This is a genomic window from Streptomyces asoensis, from assembly GCF_016860545.1.
Lineage (GTDB): Bacteria > Actinomycetota > Actinomycetes > Streptomycetales > Streptomycetaceae > Streptomyces > Streptomyces asoensis.
In genome coordinates this window covers 131,172-148,795 of record NZ_BNEB01000002.1, presented here as the reverse complement: position 1 = coordinate 148,795, position 17,624 = coordinate 131,172, and the positions used below count along the sequence as shown (strand labels likewise).

Sequence of the window (17,624 nt, the reverse complement as noted above, 5' to 3'; positions counted from 1 at the left end):
TTTTGCCCTGTGCACGGGACACTTGACGGGTACGGCCGCCGCTCCCTAGCGTGTCCATGAATGTGAACCGCGGCCATACATGCGTCCTTTTGGTCAGCGCTCCCGCCTTCCGCGATCCGAGGAGTCCCGAGAATGCCCGCTCCGCGTACCGTCCTGCTCACCGGCGCAGCCGGCGGCCTCGGCACCCTGATGCGGGACCTGCTGCCCGCCTACGGTCACGAGCTGCGGCTGCTCGACCTGCGCCCGGTCGAGGGCGCGCCGGACGCGATCGTCGCCGACCTCGCCGACCGGGACGCGGTCCGCGAGGCGGTACGGGGCGTGGACGCGATCGTCCACCTCGCGGGCATCTCGCTGGAGGCTCCCTTCGAGAAGATCCTCGCCGCCAACATCGCGGGGACGTACAACCTCTACGAGGCGGCCCGCGAGGAGGGGGTGCGGCGCGTCGTCTTCGCCTCCTCCAACCACGCGGTCGGCTTCACCCCGCGCCCCGGCGAGGGCGACCCCCTGATCCCGGTCGACACCCCGCACCGCCCGGACACCTTCTACGGCCTGTCCAAGTCCTTCGGCGAGGACCTCGCCCAGCTGTACTGGGACAAGCACGGCCTGGAGAGCGTGTCGGTCCGCATCGGCTCCTGCTTCGCGGAACCGACAAGCGTGCGCATGCTGTCGGTGTGGATGAGCCCGGCCGACGGCGCCCGCCTCTTCCACGCGGCCCTGACCGCCGAGGACGTCGGCCACACCGTCGTCTACGGCTCGTCCGCCAACACCCGGCTGTGGTGGGACCTGAGCACCGCGCGGGCACTCGGCTACGACCCGCAGGACGACTCCGAGCCGTACGCCGAGAAGCTGATCGCCGAGCAGGGGGACTTGGACCCGGAGAACATCGCCCACGCCTGCCTGGGCGGCCACTTCGTCAGCGACCCGCCGATCTGGCCGTACTGACCGCGGGGCGGACCGTGCGGACGGCGGGCGGGCACCGAACGGGCCCGCCCGCCGGCACATACGGGCAGCCGCCCTGCCCGATCCCACCCGGCACCCGGCTGCCCCGCAGGTCCGCGCCGGGCAGCCCCCGCCGCGAACGGGCGCACCCGGGCACCATCGGGCCCGCAACAGGCCTGGTCAGTGCCGCGCACCCGCTGTAGAACTCTCCCCATGGGCCGATCCGGGCCCGAACGGGCAGCACGGCGGGAGAGCGAGGTGACGGCATGACCCCGAGGACGGCGGAGGAGCGCCAGCGCGAGATCGTGCGCACCGCGCGGGCCACCGGCTCGGTCGACGTCGCCGCGCTCGCCGCCGAACTCGGCGTGGCCCGCGAGACCGTGCGCAGGGATCTGCGCGCCCTGGAGGACCACGGCCTGGTGCGCCGTACGCACGGCGGCGCCTACCCCGTGGAGAGCGCCGGCTTCGAGACGACCCTGGCCTTCCGCGCCACCAGCCACGTGCCCGAGAAGCGCCGGATCGCCGCCGCGGCCGCCGCCCTGCTCGCGGACGCCGAGACCGTCTTCGTCGACGAGGGCTTCACCCCGCAGCTCATCGCCGAGGCGCTGCCCCGGGACCGGCCGCTGACCGTGGTCACCGCCTCCCTGCCGGTCGCGGGCGCGCTCGCCGGGACCGACAACATGTCCGTGCTGCTGCTCGGCGGCCGGGTCCGCCCGGGCACGCTGGCCACCGTCGACCACTGGACGACGAAGATGCTGGCCGGCTTCGTCGTCGACCTCGCCTACCTCGGCGCCAACGGCATCTCCCGCGAACACGGCCTGACCACGCCCGACCCGGCCGTCGGCGAGGTCAAGACCCAGGCCGTGCGGGCCGCCCGCAGGGTGGTCTTCACCGGCGTGCACTCCAAGTTCGGGGCGGTCAGCTTCTGCCGGTTCGCCGAGGTGGGCGCGCTGGAGGCGATCGTGACGAGCACGCTCCTGCCGACGGCCGAGGCCCACCGCTACTCACTGCTGGGGCCCCAGGTCATCAGGGTCTGAAGCCCCGGACCACCCTCCCCCCGAGGGCACCGCCACGCCTCGGGACACCCGATAGATCCCACTATGTCCAGGAGCGATCCATGCGCACCCCGAGCCGACGGAGGCCGCGAGCCACACTCGCCGCGGTCGCCGCAGGGACGCTGCTCGCCCCGCTGCTCTCCGGCTGCTGGGCCGGAGCCGGCGGGGCGGGTTCCGGCGGCGACTCCCTCAACGTCCTCATGGTCAACAACCCCCAGATGGCCGAGTTGCAGAAGCTCACCGCCGACCACTTCACCGCGGAGACCGGCATCAAGGTCAGTTTCACCCTGCTGCCGGAGAACGACGTCCGCGACAAGATCAGCCAGGACTTCGCCAACCAGGCGGGCCAGTACGACGTGGCGACCCTGTCGAACTACGAGATACCCATCTACGCCCGCAACGGCTGGCTGCACGCCATGGACTCGTACGTGGCGGCGGACCCCGCCTACGACGAGCGCGACGTCCTGACGCCGATGCGCGAGTCGCTCACCGGGGACGACGGAAAGCTCTACGGCCAGCCCTTCTACGGCGAGTCGTCCTTCCTGATGTACCGCAAGGACGTGTTCGCCGCGAAGGGCCTGACGATGCCCGCCCGTCCCACCTGGCGGCAGGTGGCCGACCTCGCGGCCAGGACCGACGGCGCCGAGCCCGGCATGAAGGGCATCTGCCTGCGCGGACTGCCCGGCTGGGGCGAGGTGATGGCGCCGCTGACGACCGTGGTGAACACCTTCGGCGGCACCTGGTTCGACAAGGACTGGAAGGCGCGGCTCGACTCGCCCGCCTTCGAGGAGGCGACCAGGTTCTACGTCGGCCTGGTCCGCGAACACGGCGAGTCCGGCGCCGCGCAGTCCGGGTTCGCCGAGTGCCTCAACAACATGACCCAGGGCAAGGTCGCCATGTGGTACGACGCCACCTCCGCGGCCGGCTCGCTGGAGGCGGACAAGTCACCGGTCAAGGGCAAGGTCGGCTACACCCCGGCCCCCGTCGAGAAGACCGCTTCCTCCGGCTGGCTCTACACCTGGGCCTGGGGCATCCAGAAGGCCTCCCGCAACGCCGACAAGGCCTGGAAGTTCGTCTCCTGGGCCTCGGGCAAGGAGTACGAGCAGCTGGTCGGCGAGAAGGCCGGCTGGTCGAACGTCCCGGCCGGCAAACGGGCGTCCACCTACGAGAACGCGGCCTACCGCGAGGAGGCCTCCGCCTTCCAGGACATGACGAAGCGGGCCATCGAGGCGGCGAAGCCCAACGATCCGGGAACGCAGCCGCGCCCCGCGCCCGGCATCCAGTTCGTCGGCATCCCCGAGTTCACCGACCTCGGCACCAAGGTCTCCCAGGAGATCAGCGCGGCCATCGCCGGACGCCAGTCCGTCGGGTCGGCCCTGAAGAAGTCGCAGGCGCTCGCCGAACGGATCTCCGAGGAGTACGAGGGACGATGACCGCGACGACCACGGCCCCCGTGGCCGCACCCTCCGCACAGGCCCCGCGCACGCCGTCCCCCCGCCTGCGCGCCTGGGCGACCCGGGCGCCCCTGCTCCCCGCCCTGGTCTTCATGATCGTGGTCACCCAGCTGCCGTTCGTGGCGACGGTGGTGATCTCCTTCTTCGACTGGAACGCCCTCTACCCCAAGGCCCGCCGCTTCACCGGGTTCGACAACTACCACCAGGTCCTGACCGACGCGGACCTGCGCCACTCCGTGTGGACGACCGTCCTGCTGACGGCGACCGTGGTGCTGGTCAGCCTGGTGCTCGGGCTGGCCCTTGCCCTGCTCCTGGACCGGCGGTTCCGGGGCAGGGGCGTGGTCCGCACCCTGCTGATCGCGCCCTTCCTGGTCGTCCCGGTGGCCGCCGCCCTGCTCTGGAAACACGTGCTCTACAACCCTGAATACGGCCTGCTCAACGGGCTGTTGCACTACGTGGGCGGGCCCCAGCCGGACTGGATCTCGGACACCCCGCTGCTCGCCGTGGAGGCCTCCCTGGTCTGGCAGTGGACGCCGTTCATGATGCTGATCCTGCTGGCCGGCCTCCAGAGCCGGGACCAGCAGCAGATCGAGGCGGCCCGGGTGGACGGCGCGAGCGACTGGCAGATCTTCCGCCATCTGACGCTCCCGCACCTGCGCCGCTACCTGGAGCTGGGCGCCCTGCTCGGCTCGGTCTACATCGTCCAGAACTTCGACGCGGTCTTCACCATCACCTCGGGCGGGCTCGGCACCGCGAACCTCCCCTACACCGTCTACCAGAGCTTCTACCAGGCCCACGAGAACGGCCTCGCGTCGGCCGCCGGCGTCCTGGTGGTCATCGGCTCGATCGTCATCGCGACCTTCGCCCTGCGGGTCGTGTCGTCCCTGTTCCGCGAGGAGGTGTCCCGCCCATGAACGCCGTACGCAGAGGCGGCCTGGGGCTGCTGGCGTGGGTGAGCGGCATCGTGTTCTTCCTGCCGGTCGCCTGGATGGCCCTGACGTCCTTCCACTCGGAACAGGACGCGGCGACCAACCCGCCCTCCTTCACCGCGCCGCTCACCCTGGACGGCTACCGCGAGTTCTTCGGCACCGGCGGCGGCGCGAGCCCCTGGCCCGCGCTGGTCAACTCGGCCGTCGCGTCGGTGGCGTCGACCCTGTTCGTCCTGCTCCTCGCCCTCCCGGCGGCCTACGCGCTGTCGATCCGGCCAGTGCGCAAGTGGACGGACGTCCTGTTCTTCTTCCTGTCCACCAAGATGCTGCCCGTCGTGGCCGGCCTGCTGCCGATCTACCTGTTCGCCAAGAACGCCGGGATGCTCGACAACATCTGGCTGCTCGTCATCCTCTACACCTCCATGAACCTGCCGATCGCGGTGTGGATGATGCAGTCGTTCCTCGCCGAGGTGCCGGTGGCGATCATCGAGGCGGCGCGCGTGGACGGGGCACGGCTGCCGACGATCCTCGCGCGCGTGGTCGCCCCGGTCGCCCTGCCCGGCATCGCCGCGACGGCGCTGATCTGCTTCATCTTCAGCTGGAACGAACTGCTCTTCGCGCGGGTGCTCACGGGCGTGGTCGCCGAGACCGCCCCGGTCTTCCTGACCGGCTTCATCACCAGCCAGGGCCTGTTCCTGGCGAAGGTGTGCGCCGCGTCGCTCGTCGTCTCCCTGCCGGTGCTCGCCGCGGGGTTCGCCGCCCAGGACAAACTGGTCCAGGGCCTGTCCTTGGGAGCCGTCAAATGAAGGCCGCCGTCATCGAGTCCGTGGGCCGTGCCGTCGTCACCGAGGTCCCCGACCCGACGCCGGGTCCGCGCGAGGTGGTCGTGGAGGTCGCCGCCTGCGGACTGTGCGGGACCGATCTGCACATCCTCCAGGGCGAGTTCGCGCCGAAGCTGCCCATCGTGCCCGGGCACGAGTTCGCGGGCGCGGTCGTGGGGGTCGGCACCCAGGTCACCGAGGTGTCGGTGGGCGACCGGGTGGCGGTGGACCCGTCCCTGTACTGCCACGAGTGCCGCTACTGCCGCACCGGCCACAACAACCTCTGCGAGCGGTGGGCCGCGATCGGCGTGACCACGGCGGGCGGCGCGGCGCGGTACGCGGTGGCGCCGGTGGCGAACTGTGTGCGGCTGCCCGAGCACGTCCGCACCCAGGACGCGGCCCTGATCGAGCCGCTGTCCTGCGCGGTGCGCGGCTACGACGTGCTGCGCTCGCGGCTGGGCGCCCATGTGCTGGTCTACGGCTCCGGGACGATGGGGCTGATGATGCTGGAGCTCGCCAAGCGCACGGGAGCGGCGAGCGTGGACGTGGTCGACCTCAACCCGGCCCGGCTGGAGACGGCCCGCCGGCTCGGTGTCTCCGGGGCGGCGGCCGACGCGGACGAGCTGGAGCGGCCGGGCGGCTGGGACGTGGTGGTGGACGCGACCGGCAACGCGGCGGCCATCCAGGACGGTCTGGGCCGGGTGGCGAAGGCGGGCACGTTCCTCCAGTTCGGCGTCGCCGACTACGCGGCCCGGGTCACCGTCGACCCGTACCGCATCTACAACCAGGAGATCACCATCACCGGTTCGATGGCCGTCCTGCACAGCTTCGAGCGGGCCGCCGAGCTCTTCGCGAACGGGGTGCTGGACCCGGAGGTCTTCATCAGCGACCGGGTGCCCCTGGAGGAGTACCCGCGGGCGCTGGAGCAGTTCGCGGCGGGCGTCGGCCGCAAGATCGTCGTGGTTCCGTAGGGCCGGAACGTCACGACGAGCCCGTGGGATCCCGGCCCGGACCCGTTCGGGTCCGGGTAAGGGAACGGCAAAGTGGTCTCGCTCGTTCACCCGGCATGACCGCTATGACCCCCGGCTCGAACATCCCTCTCCCCACCGCGCGCGTGACGGTGGACGTCGCCGCCCCGGTGCGGCTCGACGTGTCGGGCCTGCTGCTCACCGCCGACGGCAAGGTGCGCTCGGACGACGACTTCATCTTCTACAACCAGCCCAGCGGCCCCGGCGTGACCTACCGTTCCGGCGGCGGCACGGCACCGGACGCGATCACCGTCGACACGTCGGCGCTCCCGCCGGGCATCGAGAAGATCGTCGTCACCGCCAGCCCGGACGGGGCGGGGCAGACGTTCCAGGGCGTCGAACCCACGGCGACGATCCGCGGCGCGGACGACAACAGCGTGCTGGCCACCTTCACGCCCCCGCGGCTCGGTACGGAGACGGCGCTGGTCGTCGTGGAGATCTACCTGCGCAACGGCGCGTGGAAGGCCCGCGCGGTCGGCCAGGGCTACGCCGACGGGCTGGCCGGCATCGCCACCGACTTCGGTGTCACGGTGGAGGAGCCGGCGCCCGCCGCCGCCCCGCAGCAGGCCGCTCCGCCGCCGCCCGCCCCGTTCGCGCAGAGCCCGACGGCGCCGGCGGCCCCGCCGATGCCGGCCGCACCGCCCGCCCCGCCCGCGGCCACGGGCACGGGCAAGATCAACCTGGACAAGGGCCGGGTCAGCCTCCAGAAGAACCAGACCGTCTCCCTCGTCAAGGGCGGCCGTCCACTGCTCGCGCAGGTCAAGATGGGCCTGGGCTGGGAGCCCGCGTTCCGCGGCAAGGACATCGACCTGGACGCCTCGGTCATCGCCTACGGCCCCCAGCGCAACCACCTCGACAGCTGCTACTTCGGCAAGCTGTCCATCCTCAACGGCGCGATCAAGCACTCGGGCGACAACCTCACCGGCGAGGGCGGCGGTGACGACGAGGTGATCGTCGTCGACCTCGGCCGCCTCCCCCAGGAGGTGACCGGACTGGTCTTCACGGTGAACTCCTTCTCCGGCCAGAAGTTCACGGAGGTCGCCAAGGCCTACTGCCGCCTCCTGGACGCGTCGAGCGGCGAGGAGCTCGTGCGCTTCGACCTCACCGGCGCCGAACCGCAGACGGGCGTGCTGATGGCGAAGCTGATCCGGCAGTACTCCGGCGAGTGGGAGATGACGGCCATGGGCAGTTTCGTGAAGGCCCGCACCGTGCGGAACATGGTGAAGCCGGGGGCCGAGGCGCTGTAGCCGGCCGTGCGGCCAGGGGCGCCCGCCGTCACGGGGGCGCCCGTCGCCGTCACCTCCGGGGGCGCAGGCCCTCGGTCAGCAGGGACACGTACCGGCGGATGGCGTCGCCGTCCCCCTTCGCGAGCTCCGACGCCGTCGCCACCCCGTGCGCGAGGCGCAGCACGTCGATCGCTTCGACGTCCGCCCGCAGGGCGCCCGCGCGCTGCGCCGCCGCCACCAGACGGGCCGCCGCCCCCTTCAGGTGCGTGCTGCACGCCGTGACCGCGACCGCGCTGCCGTCCGTTACGGCGGACCCCAGCAGGGACTTCATGCCGCGGACCTGGATCGTGCCGACGCACAGCTCGTCGAGCCACTCCTGGAGCGCCTCGCCCGGCGGCAAGCGTGCGCCGAGCTCGTCGGCCCGTGCGGCCAGCGCCTCGATCCGGTCGACGTAGGCCGCCTCCAGCAGGGCCTGCCGGGTCGGGAAGTGCCGGTACAGCGTGCCGGACCCGACGCCCGCCCGCTTGGCGATGTCGTCGAGGGAGGCGCCCTCCCCATGCTCGGCGAAGGCCTCCGCCGCCACCTTCAGCAAGCGCTCGTAGTTGCGGCGAGCGTCCGCGCGCATGGGTCTGACCTGCGTCATCCAGTAACTCCTCGCAAACCGGGGACTCTCTCCGTATTTTGGCGGGCGCCGGACGGAGACAGTCCCCGATCACTCTGCTCGTCTCTGCGCGACCCCCGGCATGGGTCATGCCGTGCTGCCCGCATGTTCCACCACATCACACGGGGACACCAGACAGGGAGTACCCCGTGTCCACGTGGGGGCGGCCGGCGGGGTGGGGTCAGAAGAGGGCGCTGTAGGCGTTCAGGGCGGGCTGACCGCCCAGGTGGGCGTACAGCACGGTGGAGTCGCGGCCGATCTCGCCGCGCGCGACCAGGTCGACCATCCCGGCCATCGACTTCCCCTCGTAGACGGGGTCCGTGACCATGCCCTCGGTCCGTGCGGCGAGCCGCATCGCCTCCAGGGTCGTCCCGTCGGGGACGCCGTAGACACCGGCGTGGTAGCGCTCGTCCAGCTCGACGTCCTCGACGGTCAGCTCGCGCTTGACCCCGATGAGCCGCCCGGTGCGGTGCGCGATGCGGGCGATCTGCTCGCGGGTCCTCGCCGGTTCGGCCGAGGCGTCGATGCCGATGACGCGCCGGGGGCGCCCGCCCGCCTCCTCCAGCGCGGCGAACCCGGCGACCATGCCGGCCTGGGTCGACCCGGTCACCGAACAGACGATCACGGTGTCGAAGAACTCGCCCGACTCGCGCTCCTGCTCGGCGACCTCGTACGCCCAGCCGGCGAAGCCGAGGCCGCCGAGCGGGTGGTCGGATGCTCCGGCCGGGATGGCGTAGGGCTTCCCTCCGGACTCCTCGACCTCCCGCAGCGCCAGCTCCCAGCTCTCCTTGAAACCGATGCCGAACCCGGCCCGGACCAGTCGCACATCGGCCCCGGCCAGCCGGCTGATGAGGATGTTGCCCACCTTGTCGTACACGGCGTCGGGCCACTCCACCCAACTCTCCTGCACGAGGACGCACTTCAGTCCCGCGCGGGCCGCGACGGCGGCGACCTGGCGGGTGTGGTTGGACTGCACCCCGCCGATCGACACGAGCGTGTCGCAGCCCTGCGCGAGCGCGTCGGCGACCAGGTACTCCAGCTTGCGGGTCTTGTTGCCGCCGTACGCGATACCGGAGTTGCAGTCCTCCCGCTTCGCCCACAGGGCGGCTCCGCCGAGGTGGGCGGTGAGCCGTTCCAGCGGGTGGACCGGCGACGGGCCGAAGAGAAGGGGGTAACGCTCGTACGAGGAGAGGGACATGGGACCTCCTGGAGCAGCGGTGGGTGGGGAGGCAGGTCAGTCGTCGGGGCCGGCGAGGTCGGCCAGATCGGCGAGGGTGCGCCAGATCTCCGCCGTGACACGGACCGCCTCGTCCACGTCACCGCCCGCGCAGGCGTCGATCAGCCGGCCGTGCAGTCCGGCCGAACGGCAGGTACCGCCCTCGCCGAAGCGCCGTCGCTCCAGCCGCCTGATGAGGGGGGTGTAGCGCGCGATGGTGGCCGCGGCCGCGCGGTTCCCTGCGGCCCGGACGAGCACGTCGTGCAGCGCGTCGTCGGCCCGCAGGGCGCTGTCCACGTCCCCGGCCGCGACGGCGGCGGCGAAGCGCTCGTTGGCCGCGCGCATCCCCTCGACGTCCGCCGCGAACAGCCGGGGCACCGCGGTCCGGGTCGCCAGCTCGTGCATGGCGCCCACCACGGCGGCCGCGTCCCGCACCTCGGCGGCCACGACCGGGGTCACCCGGGTGTAGCTCTGCGGCTTGCTCTCCAGCAGCCCTTCGTCGACGAGCCGGGCGAACGCCTCGCGTACCGGCGCCCGCGACAGCCCGAGCCGCTCGGCGAGATCGGCGTCGCGCACCACCGCGCCGGGGGCGATGTCCCCGGCGACGATGGCGTCCCGGATCGCCGCGTAGGCGCGGTCCCGGAGCAGGGTGCGGGGTACGGCTTCCATGAACTGAAATGTTAGATATCAGTTCTCGGCGGCACAAGGGCCGCACGGCCCGCGGTGGACGAGACGCACGGCTTCCTCGCCGCGCTGCACCCCTGGAGCATGGGAAGGCCGGGAGTCGCGGACTGCTCCGACTCCCGGCCCCCCCGGCACCACCGCCGACCACCGGTTCCTCGAGACCGGGCGCCCGGCCGACGCCTGCTCCTCGGCTGTCCGGACGTCACGGTTCTCGTTCACCGACCGGCCCGGTGTGCGACGGCTCAGGCCGCGGCCGCCCACGGCCACCGCGTGTCGTCCGCGGCCTCCAGCAGCGGCACCATCCGGAAGGCCGCGTCCGAGAGCCCGCCGAAGGTGTGCCGGTTCGCCTTCCCCGACGGGCCGTGACCGGCGCGGTAGCCGGCCAGGTTCCAGGTGTACACCGGCACGTCCGCCGGGACCTGGTCGGTCGGGTCGCCGTGCCGGCTCGCGGTGAACTGCTCGTCGGTGACGATCAGCACCCGGTCGTGGCCGCGGTAGTGCCGGCGTACGGCCTCGGTGGTGTCCGTGCCTCCGAGGTCACCGAAACGCTCCAGAATCTTCACCATGGCCTCCCCCTTACGGAAATCGATCGCCTTGCTGACGGTGCCGAACTCGACGAGGTCCGCGTCCGCCGCCCGCACCGCGAGCGCCGTACCGAAGATCGCCGCCGCGTCGGCCCGGTTGAGCTCGGAGCGGTCCGACAGCCGGGCGTAGAACATCGAGCCCGAGCGGTCGACGAGCACCAGCGTCCGGCCGGGCAGTGCGGGCACCGCGGCCAGCGAGTGGCCGAGCGCCTGCTCCAGCGGATACGCCCAGCGCAGCGAGGGCGCGTGCCGGTACGCGGCGAGGTAGCGGAACGGGAACTGACGCGAACGGGCGACCTCGGCCGGGTCGCTGATCCTCGCCGCCACCTGCGCCGCGACCTCGTCACAGACCCCGGCCTCGTCGAAGTTGCGCAGGTTGCGCGTCAGGGCCATCACCCCCATCGTCGGGATGACCGCCTCCCAGGCCGCCCTGTCCATCGGCCCCTGGAGCCAGCCCGCCAGGGCCTCCCAGGTCATGCCGGCCTCGGCCAGCCGCCGCGTGCCGCCGGCTCCGGTGACCACCTTGCGCCGCTTCGCGGGCCGCAGCGCCATCAGGTCGCGGTGGGCGACGAGGACGGGCAGCGACCTGGGCACCTCGGCGGTGTCCGGGTGGTGCCGGCGGTCGAGGGCGTACCGGAACAGGTCCCCCTGCCACGGCTTCGCCGGGTCCGGCGAGGCGTGCACCAGGTTGAGGACGTCGCCGAAGCGGTAGCCCTTGGACGCTGTGTCGTACTTCAGCAGCGACTTGCCGCTGTAGAGCCGCCGTACGGCGTCGGCGACACCGCGCTTGACCGGCTTGGGCAGGGCCCGGCCGTGGGTCGCCGTCCAGTACGCGAGCAGCTCGCCCGGCTCGTCGGGACGCCGCAGCACGGAGTCCACGACCTGCCGGTTCGAAGGACCGCCGGTGGCTCCCACCGCGAGCCGCGCGTGCACGTACTCGGCGGCGCCCACGATCGCGGCGGTGCGCAGGTTGCCCTCGCCACGCAGCCAGCCGAGCAGGCCGGCCGTCCAGGTGGGGTCGCTGACGGCGAGTTCGCGGACCAGCCGGGTGAAGCGGTCGTCGCGGTCGGCGCCGGACTCGTAGAAGGTCTGCTGCGAGACGAAGTTCGCGATCGCCAGCAGGAAGAGTTCGGAGCGGGTGTCCCGCTCGTGACCGCGGCCGCCCTGATGGGTACGGAGCACCCGGCCCGTGGTGGTCACGGGCGAGACGGGACGCGGTTTACGGGCACGGATATTGAAGCGCGCCATGGTGAATTCCCCCGAATTCGGTGTTCATTGTTTCGTCTGTCGGGGAAAGGCGCAGCAAAAGGAAGGTGCCCGAGATCAGGGGTCGGCGACGGACTCAGCCAGATGCTCTGCCCACTGAGCTACACCGGCCCTGAGCCGGTGACGGGACTCGAACCCGCGACCGTCCGATCCAATGAAGTAACCGCTGCCTGCGCACCGGACACCCACCACATGCTGCGCCTCCCGAGATCAAGTCGGCGGCGGCCCGGATTTCTTTTGGAGAGAAGTAGCCGCAGCCCGCGCACCGGGAGGTGCTGTGAAATTGTGGCGTCCAGAGATCGAAGCCGGCGGAACCGACAAGGTGCTCTGCCCCTGAGCTACACCGGCGCGTAGTACCGGTGGCGGGACTCGAACCCGCGGCCGCCCCATTATCAGTGGAAGTAGGTCCTGCCTTCGCACCTGGACGTTCATCACTTTAGGAGGGCGGCCGCGGACGGAGCGAACGAATTAATTGCGCGTCAGGTTCACCGCTTCTGCCGCTTCCACGGGCCGGTGATCGCCAGCATGATGCCCGGCGTCTGGATGTTGGCGTAGAGGGTGTGGCCGTCGGGCGAGAAGGTGACGCCGGTGAACTCGCTGTACTCCGGCTCGTCCTCGGTGCCGATGTTCAGTTCGTTGCGGGCGATCGGGTAGGTGCGGCCGCTGTCGGTGGCGCCGAACAGGTGCTGGACGCCCTCGCCGTCCTCGGCGATGACGAGACCGCCGTACGGGGAGACGGTGATGTTGTCGGGACCGTCGAAGGCGCCGTCCACGGACGGGTCGGGGTTGACGCCGAGGAGGACCTTCAGGGTCAGCGTGCGGCGCTTGGGGTCGTAGAACCAGACGGCGCCGTCGTGCTGGACGGGGCTCTCGTCACGGGCGTACGAGGAGACGATGTAGGTCCCGCCGTCGCCCCACCACATGCCCTCCAGCTTGCGGGCGCGCGTGACCTGGCCGTCGGCGAACTGCTTGCGGACGGACACCGTCCGGGCGTCGCGGTCGGGCACGTCGACCCAGTCCACGCCGTACACCGTGCCGGTCTTCGTGGCGCGGGACAGGTCGTCGACGAACTTGCCGCCGGAGTCGAAGCACTTGAAGGCCTGGAGGACACCGGCGTCGTCGGCGAGGGTGCGCAGCTTGCCGCGGCCGTGGCGGAAGCCCGCCGGCGGGGTCCAGCGGTAGAGCAGGCCGTTGGGGCCCGAGGCGTCCTCGGTCAGGTACGCGTGGCCGCGCTTGGGGTCGATGACGACGGCCTCGTGGGCGTAGCGGCCGAACGCCTTGACCGGCCGCGGGTCGCGGTTGGCGCGGCGGTCCTCCGGGTCGACCTCGAAGATGTAGCCGTGGTCCTTGGTCATGCCGTTCTGGCCGGCCTTGTCCTCGGTCTCCTCGCCGGTGAGCCAGGTGTCCCAGGGAGTGGTGCCGCCCGCGCAGTTGGTGGAGGTTCCGGCGATGCCGACCCATTCGGCGACCCGGCCGCCGGGGCGCACCTCGACGACCGTGCAGCCGCCGGCCGCGGCCGGGTCGTAGACGAGGCCCTCGGTGAGCGGGACCGGGTACTGCCAGCTCGCGCGCGGGCCCTTGAGCTCGTGGTTGTTGACGAGCAGCGTCGCGCCGCGGGGGCCGCAGAAGGTGGCGGTGCCGTCGTGGTTGGACGGCGTGATCTCGCCGGACTCCAGCTTGGTCTTCCCGCTGTAGGTGATGACGCGGTACTTGAATCCGGCGGGCAGGGCGAGGATGCCCGCGGGGTCGGGGAGCAGCGGGCCGTAGCCGACGCCGTGGTGCCCGGCCGCCGACGCCTGCGCGCCCTGCCCGGCGTGGGCGGCGTCCGCGGCGTCCGCGGCGGACTCGGTCTCCGAGGCGGCGAGGGCGTTCGGCGCGGTGGCGAGGGCGCCTACGCTGCCCGCCAGCGCGACCCCGGCACCGGTGAGCGCGGATTGCCTTGCGAAGTCCCTGCGGGTGAGCGACATGGTGTCTCCTGAGACGCGGTGGAAGTGCCGTGGAGGGTGGCGGACCTCGGTTCGGCGTCACCGTCCCGCCCATGCCTGAACGGGAGTTGAACGTCCGGCGACTTCGAGGGACCCCCTTCCATGAATCCGTACGGATCAGGCCACGGGAGGGCAACGGAAGACCGAAGAGAGCCCCTCCCCACGCCGGACCCCACCCGCTCACCGCTCACCGGACTCCGGCTACCGGCGGCCGGCCACCGGCCACCGGGTCATCCGCCCTGTTGCGAGCGGGCCTTGAAGGCCGCCTTGCGGGCCTCCTTGGCGATGCGCTTGTCGGGGTGCAGGCGGCCCATCGCCTCCAGGACGTCCGGGGTGGCCGGGTGGTCGACGCGCCAGGCCGCCGAGAAGAACCCGCCGTGCTGCTGGGCGAGCCCCTCGACGAGGGCCTGGAGTTCCTCGGAGTTGCCCTCGGCGGCGAGCTGCGCGGCCAGGGTGTCGATGGTGAGCCAGAAGACCAGTTCCTCGGAGGGCGCGGGTACGTCCGTCGCGCCGAGCTCGCTCAGCCAGACGCGGGCGAGGCCGCCGAGCTCGGGGTCGTCGAGGACCTCGCGGACGGCGGGTTCGGCCTGGCCGCCGACGAGGGACAGGGCCTGCTGGCAGCGCAGCCTGCGCAGCGGCGCGCCGTGGTCCGCGCCGCGGGCGGCGCCCAGCAGCTCACGTGCGGCGTCGAGGGGTTCGCGGCGCACGAGCCACTGCTCGGTCTCGGCGAGCGCGGCCCGCGAGCCGTAGGCGGCGCTGCCGTCGAGGAGGACGTCGGCGCCCTTGTCGGCGAGGTCCCCGACGGCCGGGGCGTCGAACCCGGCCTCCAGCAGCCGGGCGCGCAGTCCGTACACGCCGAGGGGGGTGAGCCGGACCATGCCGTACCGCGACACGTCGGTCTCGTCGACCGGGGCGGCGGGCTCCTCCTCGGGGTCCGCCATCAGGTCCTCGTCGACAGGGCGGTAGGCGACGATCCCGATCGGCTCCAGGAGGCGGAACTGGTCGTCGAGCCGCATCATCGCGTCGGAGACCTGCTCCAGCACGTCGTTGGTGGGCTCGTCCATGTCACCGGGGACGATCATCGACGCGGCGAGCGCGGGGAGCGGGACGGGGCCGTCGCCGGGGCCGTCCTCGCTGGCGGTGAGCAGGTAGAGGTTGCCGAGCACGCCGTCGAGGAACTCGGCCTCGGCCTCGGGGTTCCAGTCGAGGCGGGAGAAGTCGATCTCGCCGCCCTCGTCCATGGCGTCCATCAGCTCGTCCAGGTCGGGGACGGCCGCGTCGGCCAGCACGGTCTCCAGGGCGGCGAGCCACACCGCGAGGACGTCGTGCGGGGAACCGCCGGTCAGCAGGGCCAGGTCCTCGCCGGCCACGACGGTGCCGGCCTCCTCGTCGACGACCTCCACGAGCCCGGCGTCCATGGCCACCCGCCACGCCTCGCTCGCGCCGGCGGCGGCGTCGTCCCCGGTCAGACCGAGCGCCTCGGCGGCGGGGGCCAGCTGTTCCTCGACGAGTCCGCCCCCGGCGTCGACCCGGGTGCCGGGGCCGGCCCAGCGGGCGAGCAGGGCGGCCCGGGAGAGCAACGGCGTGGACAGCGCGTCGCGCGCCAGCTCCGCTTCGGGGTGCAGCAGCACCGGCGGCAGGGGGGAGCTGTCTGACATCGGCTGGTTCTCCTAGGGCGCGTGGTGCCACCGGCCCGCCGGGACACTGGGCCACTCAGCCTAGACGGGTATGGACCCATGCCGCCCGGTTCATCTCCCCGTCAGGCCGCGTACATGGCTGAAACCTTGACAAGTGGCGTGACCAGGCAGGAGATTGACGCGCGTAGAAATCCGATGGACATATGTTCACTGTAATTTCTACGCGCGTCGCGTCCGCCCCGCGGGTCGCGGCCTCCCGTTCCACGATCCACCCTCGTCCCGGCACTCATGAACGTCCCCGGAGGGATTCCGTTGCCGAGCAAGAAGTCCGCGCGTCTCGCCGCGCTCACCGTCGCCGCCGCCTGTTCCGCGGCCTCCACCGTCGCGCTCACCACGCCCGCCCACGCGGAGACGGTGGCCGTCCACGACATCCAGGGCACCACCCGGGTGTCGCCGTACGCCGGCCAGGCGGTCTCGGGTGTGGCCGGAATCGTCACCGGCGTGCGCACCTACGGCTCGTCCAAGGGCTTCTGGATCCAGGATCCGAACCCGGACGCCGACCCGGCCACCAGTGAGGGCGTCTTCGTCTTCACCAGCTCCGCCCCGAAGGTCGCCGTCGGCGACTCCGTCACGGTGAACGGCACGGTCTCCGAGTACGTCCCGGGCGGCGTCTCGACCGGCAACCAGTCGGTCACGGAGATCACCAAGCCGACGGTCACCGTGCTGTCCAGCGGCAACGCGGTGCCCGCCGCGACCGTGGTGAACAAGAAGTCGGTCCCGGCGGCGTACACCCCGGCCGGCGACCCCGCGGCCAACAACTCCGTCAACGGTCTCACCCTGCGGCCCGGCACGTACGCCCTGGACTACTACGAGTCCCTCGAGGGCATGAACGTCCAGGTCGCCGACGCCGGCGTGGTCACCGCCACGGACCCGTACAGCGAGCTGTGGGTCACGGTGAAGCCGCACGAGAACGACACCCGCCGCGGTGGCACGCTGTACGGCTCGTACGCCTCGCAGAACACCGGCCGGCTCCAGATCCAGTCGCTCGGCGCGACGGCCGACTTCCCGGTCGCGAACGTCGGTGACACCCTCGCCGGCGTCACCTCGGGCCCGCTGGACTACAACCAGTTCGGTGGCTACACGCTCGTCGCGAACCAGCTGGGCACGCTGAAGAGCGGCGGCCTGGAGCGGGAGTCGACGCGCAAGCAGAAGAAGGACGAACTGGCGGTCGCGACGTACAACGTCGAGAACCTCGACCCGTCCGACGCCACGTTCGGGGAGCACGCCGCCGCGATCGTGAACAACCTGAAGTCGCCCGACATCGTGTCCCTGGAGGAGATCCAGGACAACAACGGCGCGACGAACGACGGCACGACCGCCGCCGACGTCACGGTGGGCAAGCTGATCGACGCGATCGTGGCGGCGGGCGGCCCCCGGTACGACTGGCGCTCGATCGACCCGACCAACAACACCGACGGCGGCGAGCCGGGCGGGAACATCCGTCAGGTGTTCCTGTTCAACCCGCAGCGCGTGTCGTTCACGGACCGCGCGGGCGGCAACGCGACCACGGCCGTCGGCGTCACCGAGGTGCAGGGCCGCCCGCAGCTCACCGCCTCCCCCGGCCGCATCGACCCGGCGAACACCGCCTGGGCGAGCAGCCGCAAGCCGCTGGTCGGCGAGTTCGTCTTCCGCGGCCGCACGGTCTTCGTGATCGCCAACCACTTCAACTCCAAGGGCGGCGACCAGGGTCTGACCTCGCAGTACCAGCCGGTGGTGCGCAGCTCGGAGACGCAGCGCCACCAGCAGGCGACGCTGGTCAACGCCTTCGTCAAGGACATCCTCGCCGTGGAGAAGAAGGCGGACGTGATCGCCCTGGGCGACATCAACGACTTCGAGTTCTCCGGCACGGCGCAGATCCTCGAGGGTGACGGCACGCTCTGGTCGGCGATCAAGTCGCTGTCCAGGAACGAGCGTTACTCCTACGACTACCAGGGCAACCAGCAGGTCCTGGACCAGATCCTGGTGAGCCGTTCGATCAAGCACGACGGCGACTTCGAGTACGACAGCGTGCACATCAACTCGGAGTTCCACGACCAGATCAGCGACCACGACCCGCAGATCCTGCGTTTCCAGCCGTAA

Annotated in this window: 14 protein-coding genes; 8 read left to right on the top strand and 6 right to left on the bottom strand. The window is 71.7% G+C overall.

Annotation, left to right across the window (positions count from 1 at the left end; translation table 11 throughout):
* The first annotated feature begins 132 nt into the window (after window positions 1-132).
* From Saso_RS03790 to Saso_RS03760, 7 genes are all read left to right on the top strand, one after another.
* Complete coding sequence (locus tag Saso_RS03790) at window positions 133-942, top strand: NAD-dependent epimerase/dehydratase family protein (protein WP_189927894.1); 810 nt, start codon at window positions 133-135, stop codon at window positions 940-942.
* Between the two features lie 263 nt (window positions 943-1,205).
* Complete coding sequence (locus tag Saso_RS03785; protein WP_189927895.1) at window positions 1,206-1,976, top strand: DeoR/GlpR family DNA-binding transcription regulator; 771 nt, start codon at window positions 1,206-1,208, stop codon at window positions 1,974-1,976.
* Between the two features lie 80 nt (window positions 1,977-2,056).
* Window positions 2,057-3,427, top strand: coding sequence for an ABC transporter substrate-binding protein (locus Saso_RS03780; protein ID WP_189927896.1), 1,371 nt, complete (start codon window positions 2,057-2,059; stop codon window positions 3,425-3,427).
* Window positions 3,424-4,362, top strand: a complete 939-nt coding sequence (locus Saso_RS03775; RefSeq protein ID WP_189927897.1) for a carbohydrate ABC transporter permease — start codon at window positions 3,424-3,426, stop codon at window positions 4,360-4,362. The genes Saso_RS03780 and Saso_RS03775 overlap by 4 nt, the downstream gene beginning before the upstream one ends.
* Window positions 4,359-5,183: a carbohydrate ABC transporter permease gene (locus Saso_RS03770; protein ID WP_189927898.1), complete on the top strand. Its 825-nt coding sequence runs from the start codon at window positions 4,359-4,361 to the stop codon at window positions 5,181-5,183. The genes Saso_RS03775 and Saso_RS03770 overlap by 4 nt, the downstream gene beginning before the upstream one ends.
* Window positions 5,180-6,169 carry a zinc-dependent alcohol dehydrogenase family protein gene (locus Saso_RS03765; protein WP_189927899.1) on the top strand — a complete coding sequence of 330 codons (990 nt, stop codon included), beginning with the start codon at window positions 5,180-5,182 and terminating at the stop codon, window positions 6,167-6,169. The genes Saso_RS03770 and Saso_RS03765 overlap by 4 nt, the downstream gene beginning before the upstream one ends.
* 104 nt (window positions 6,170-6,273) lie before the next feature.
* Complete coding sequence (locus Saso_RS03760) at window positions 6,274-7,473, top strand: TerD family protein (RefSeq protein WP_189927938.1); 1,200 nt, start codon at window positions 6,274-6,276, stop codon at window positions 7,471-7,473.
* Between the two features lie 49 nt (window positions 7,474-7,522).
* Here Saso_RS03760 and Saso_RS03755 read toward each other — a convergent pair whose 3' ends face one another.
* From Saso_RS03755 to Saso_RS03730, 6 genes are all read right to left on the bottom strand, one after another.
* Window positions 7,523-8,095: a TetR/AcrR family transcriptional regulator gene (locus Saso_RS03755; protein WP_189927900.1), complete on the bottom strand. Its 573-nt coding sequence runs from the start codon at window positions 8,093-8,095 to the stop codon at window positions 7,523-7,525.
* A 199-nt stretch (window positions 8,096-8,294) separates the two neighbouring features.
* The gene (locus Saso_RS03750) at window positions 8,295-9,311 is read right to left on the bottom strand and encodes a 1-aminocyclopropane-1-carboxylate deaminase (RefSeq protein ID WP_189927901.1); all 1,017 of its coding nucleotides are present in this window, start codon (window positions 9,309-9,311) and stop codon (window positions 8,295-8,297) included.
* A gap of 36 nt (window positions 9,312-9,347) precedes the next feature.
* On the bottom strand, window positions 9,348-9,998 hold the full coding sequence (locus tag Saso_RS03745; RefSeq protein WP_189927902.1) for a GntR family transcriptional regulator: 651 nt from the start codon (window positions 9,996-9,998) through the stop codon (window positions 9,348-9,350).
* Between the two features lie 257 nt (window positions 9,999-10,255).
* Complete coding sequence (locus Saso_RS03740) at window positions 10,256-11,845, bottom strand: TROVE domain-containing protein (RefSeq protein ID WP_189927903.1); 1,590 nt, start codon at window positions 11,843-11,845, stop codon at window positions 10,256-10,258.
* Between the two features lie 503 nt (window positions 11,846-12,348).
* Complete coding sequence (locus Saso_RS03735; protein ID WP_189927904.1) at window positions 12,349-13,830, bottom strand: alkaline phosphatase PhoX; 1,482 nt, start codon at window positions 13,828-13,830, stop codon at window positions 12,349-12,351.
* A gap of 248 nt (window positions 13,831-14,078) precedes the next feature.
* Window positions 14,079-15,506, bottom strand: coding sequence for a hypothetical protein (locus Saso_RS03730; RefSeq protein WP_189927905.1), 1,428 nt, complete (start codon window positions 15,504-15,506; stop codon window positions 14,079-14,081).
* Window positions 15,507-15,797: 291 nt separating this feature from the next.
* Here Saso_RS03730 and Saso_RS03725 point away from each other — a divergent pair, with 291 nt between their 5' ends.
* Window positions 15,798-17,624, top strand: coding sequence for an endonuclease/exonuclease/phosphatase family protein (locus Saso_RS03725; RefSeq protein ID WP_189927939.1), 1,827 nt, complete (start codon window positions 15,798-15,800; stop codon window positions 17,622-17,624).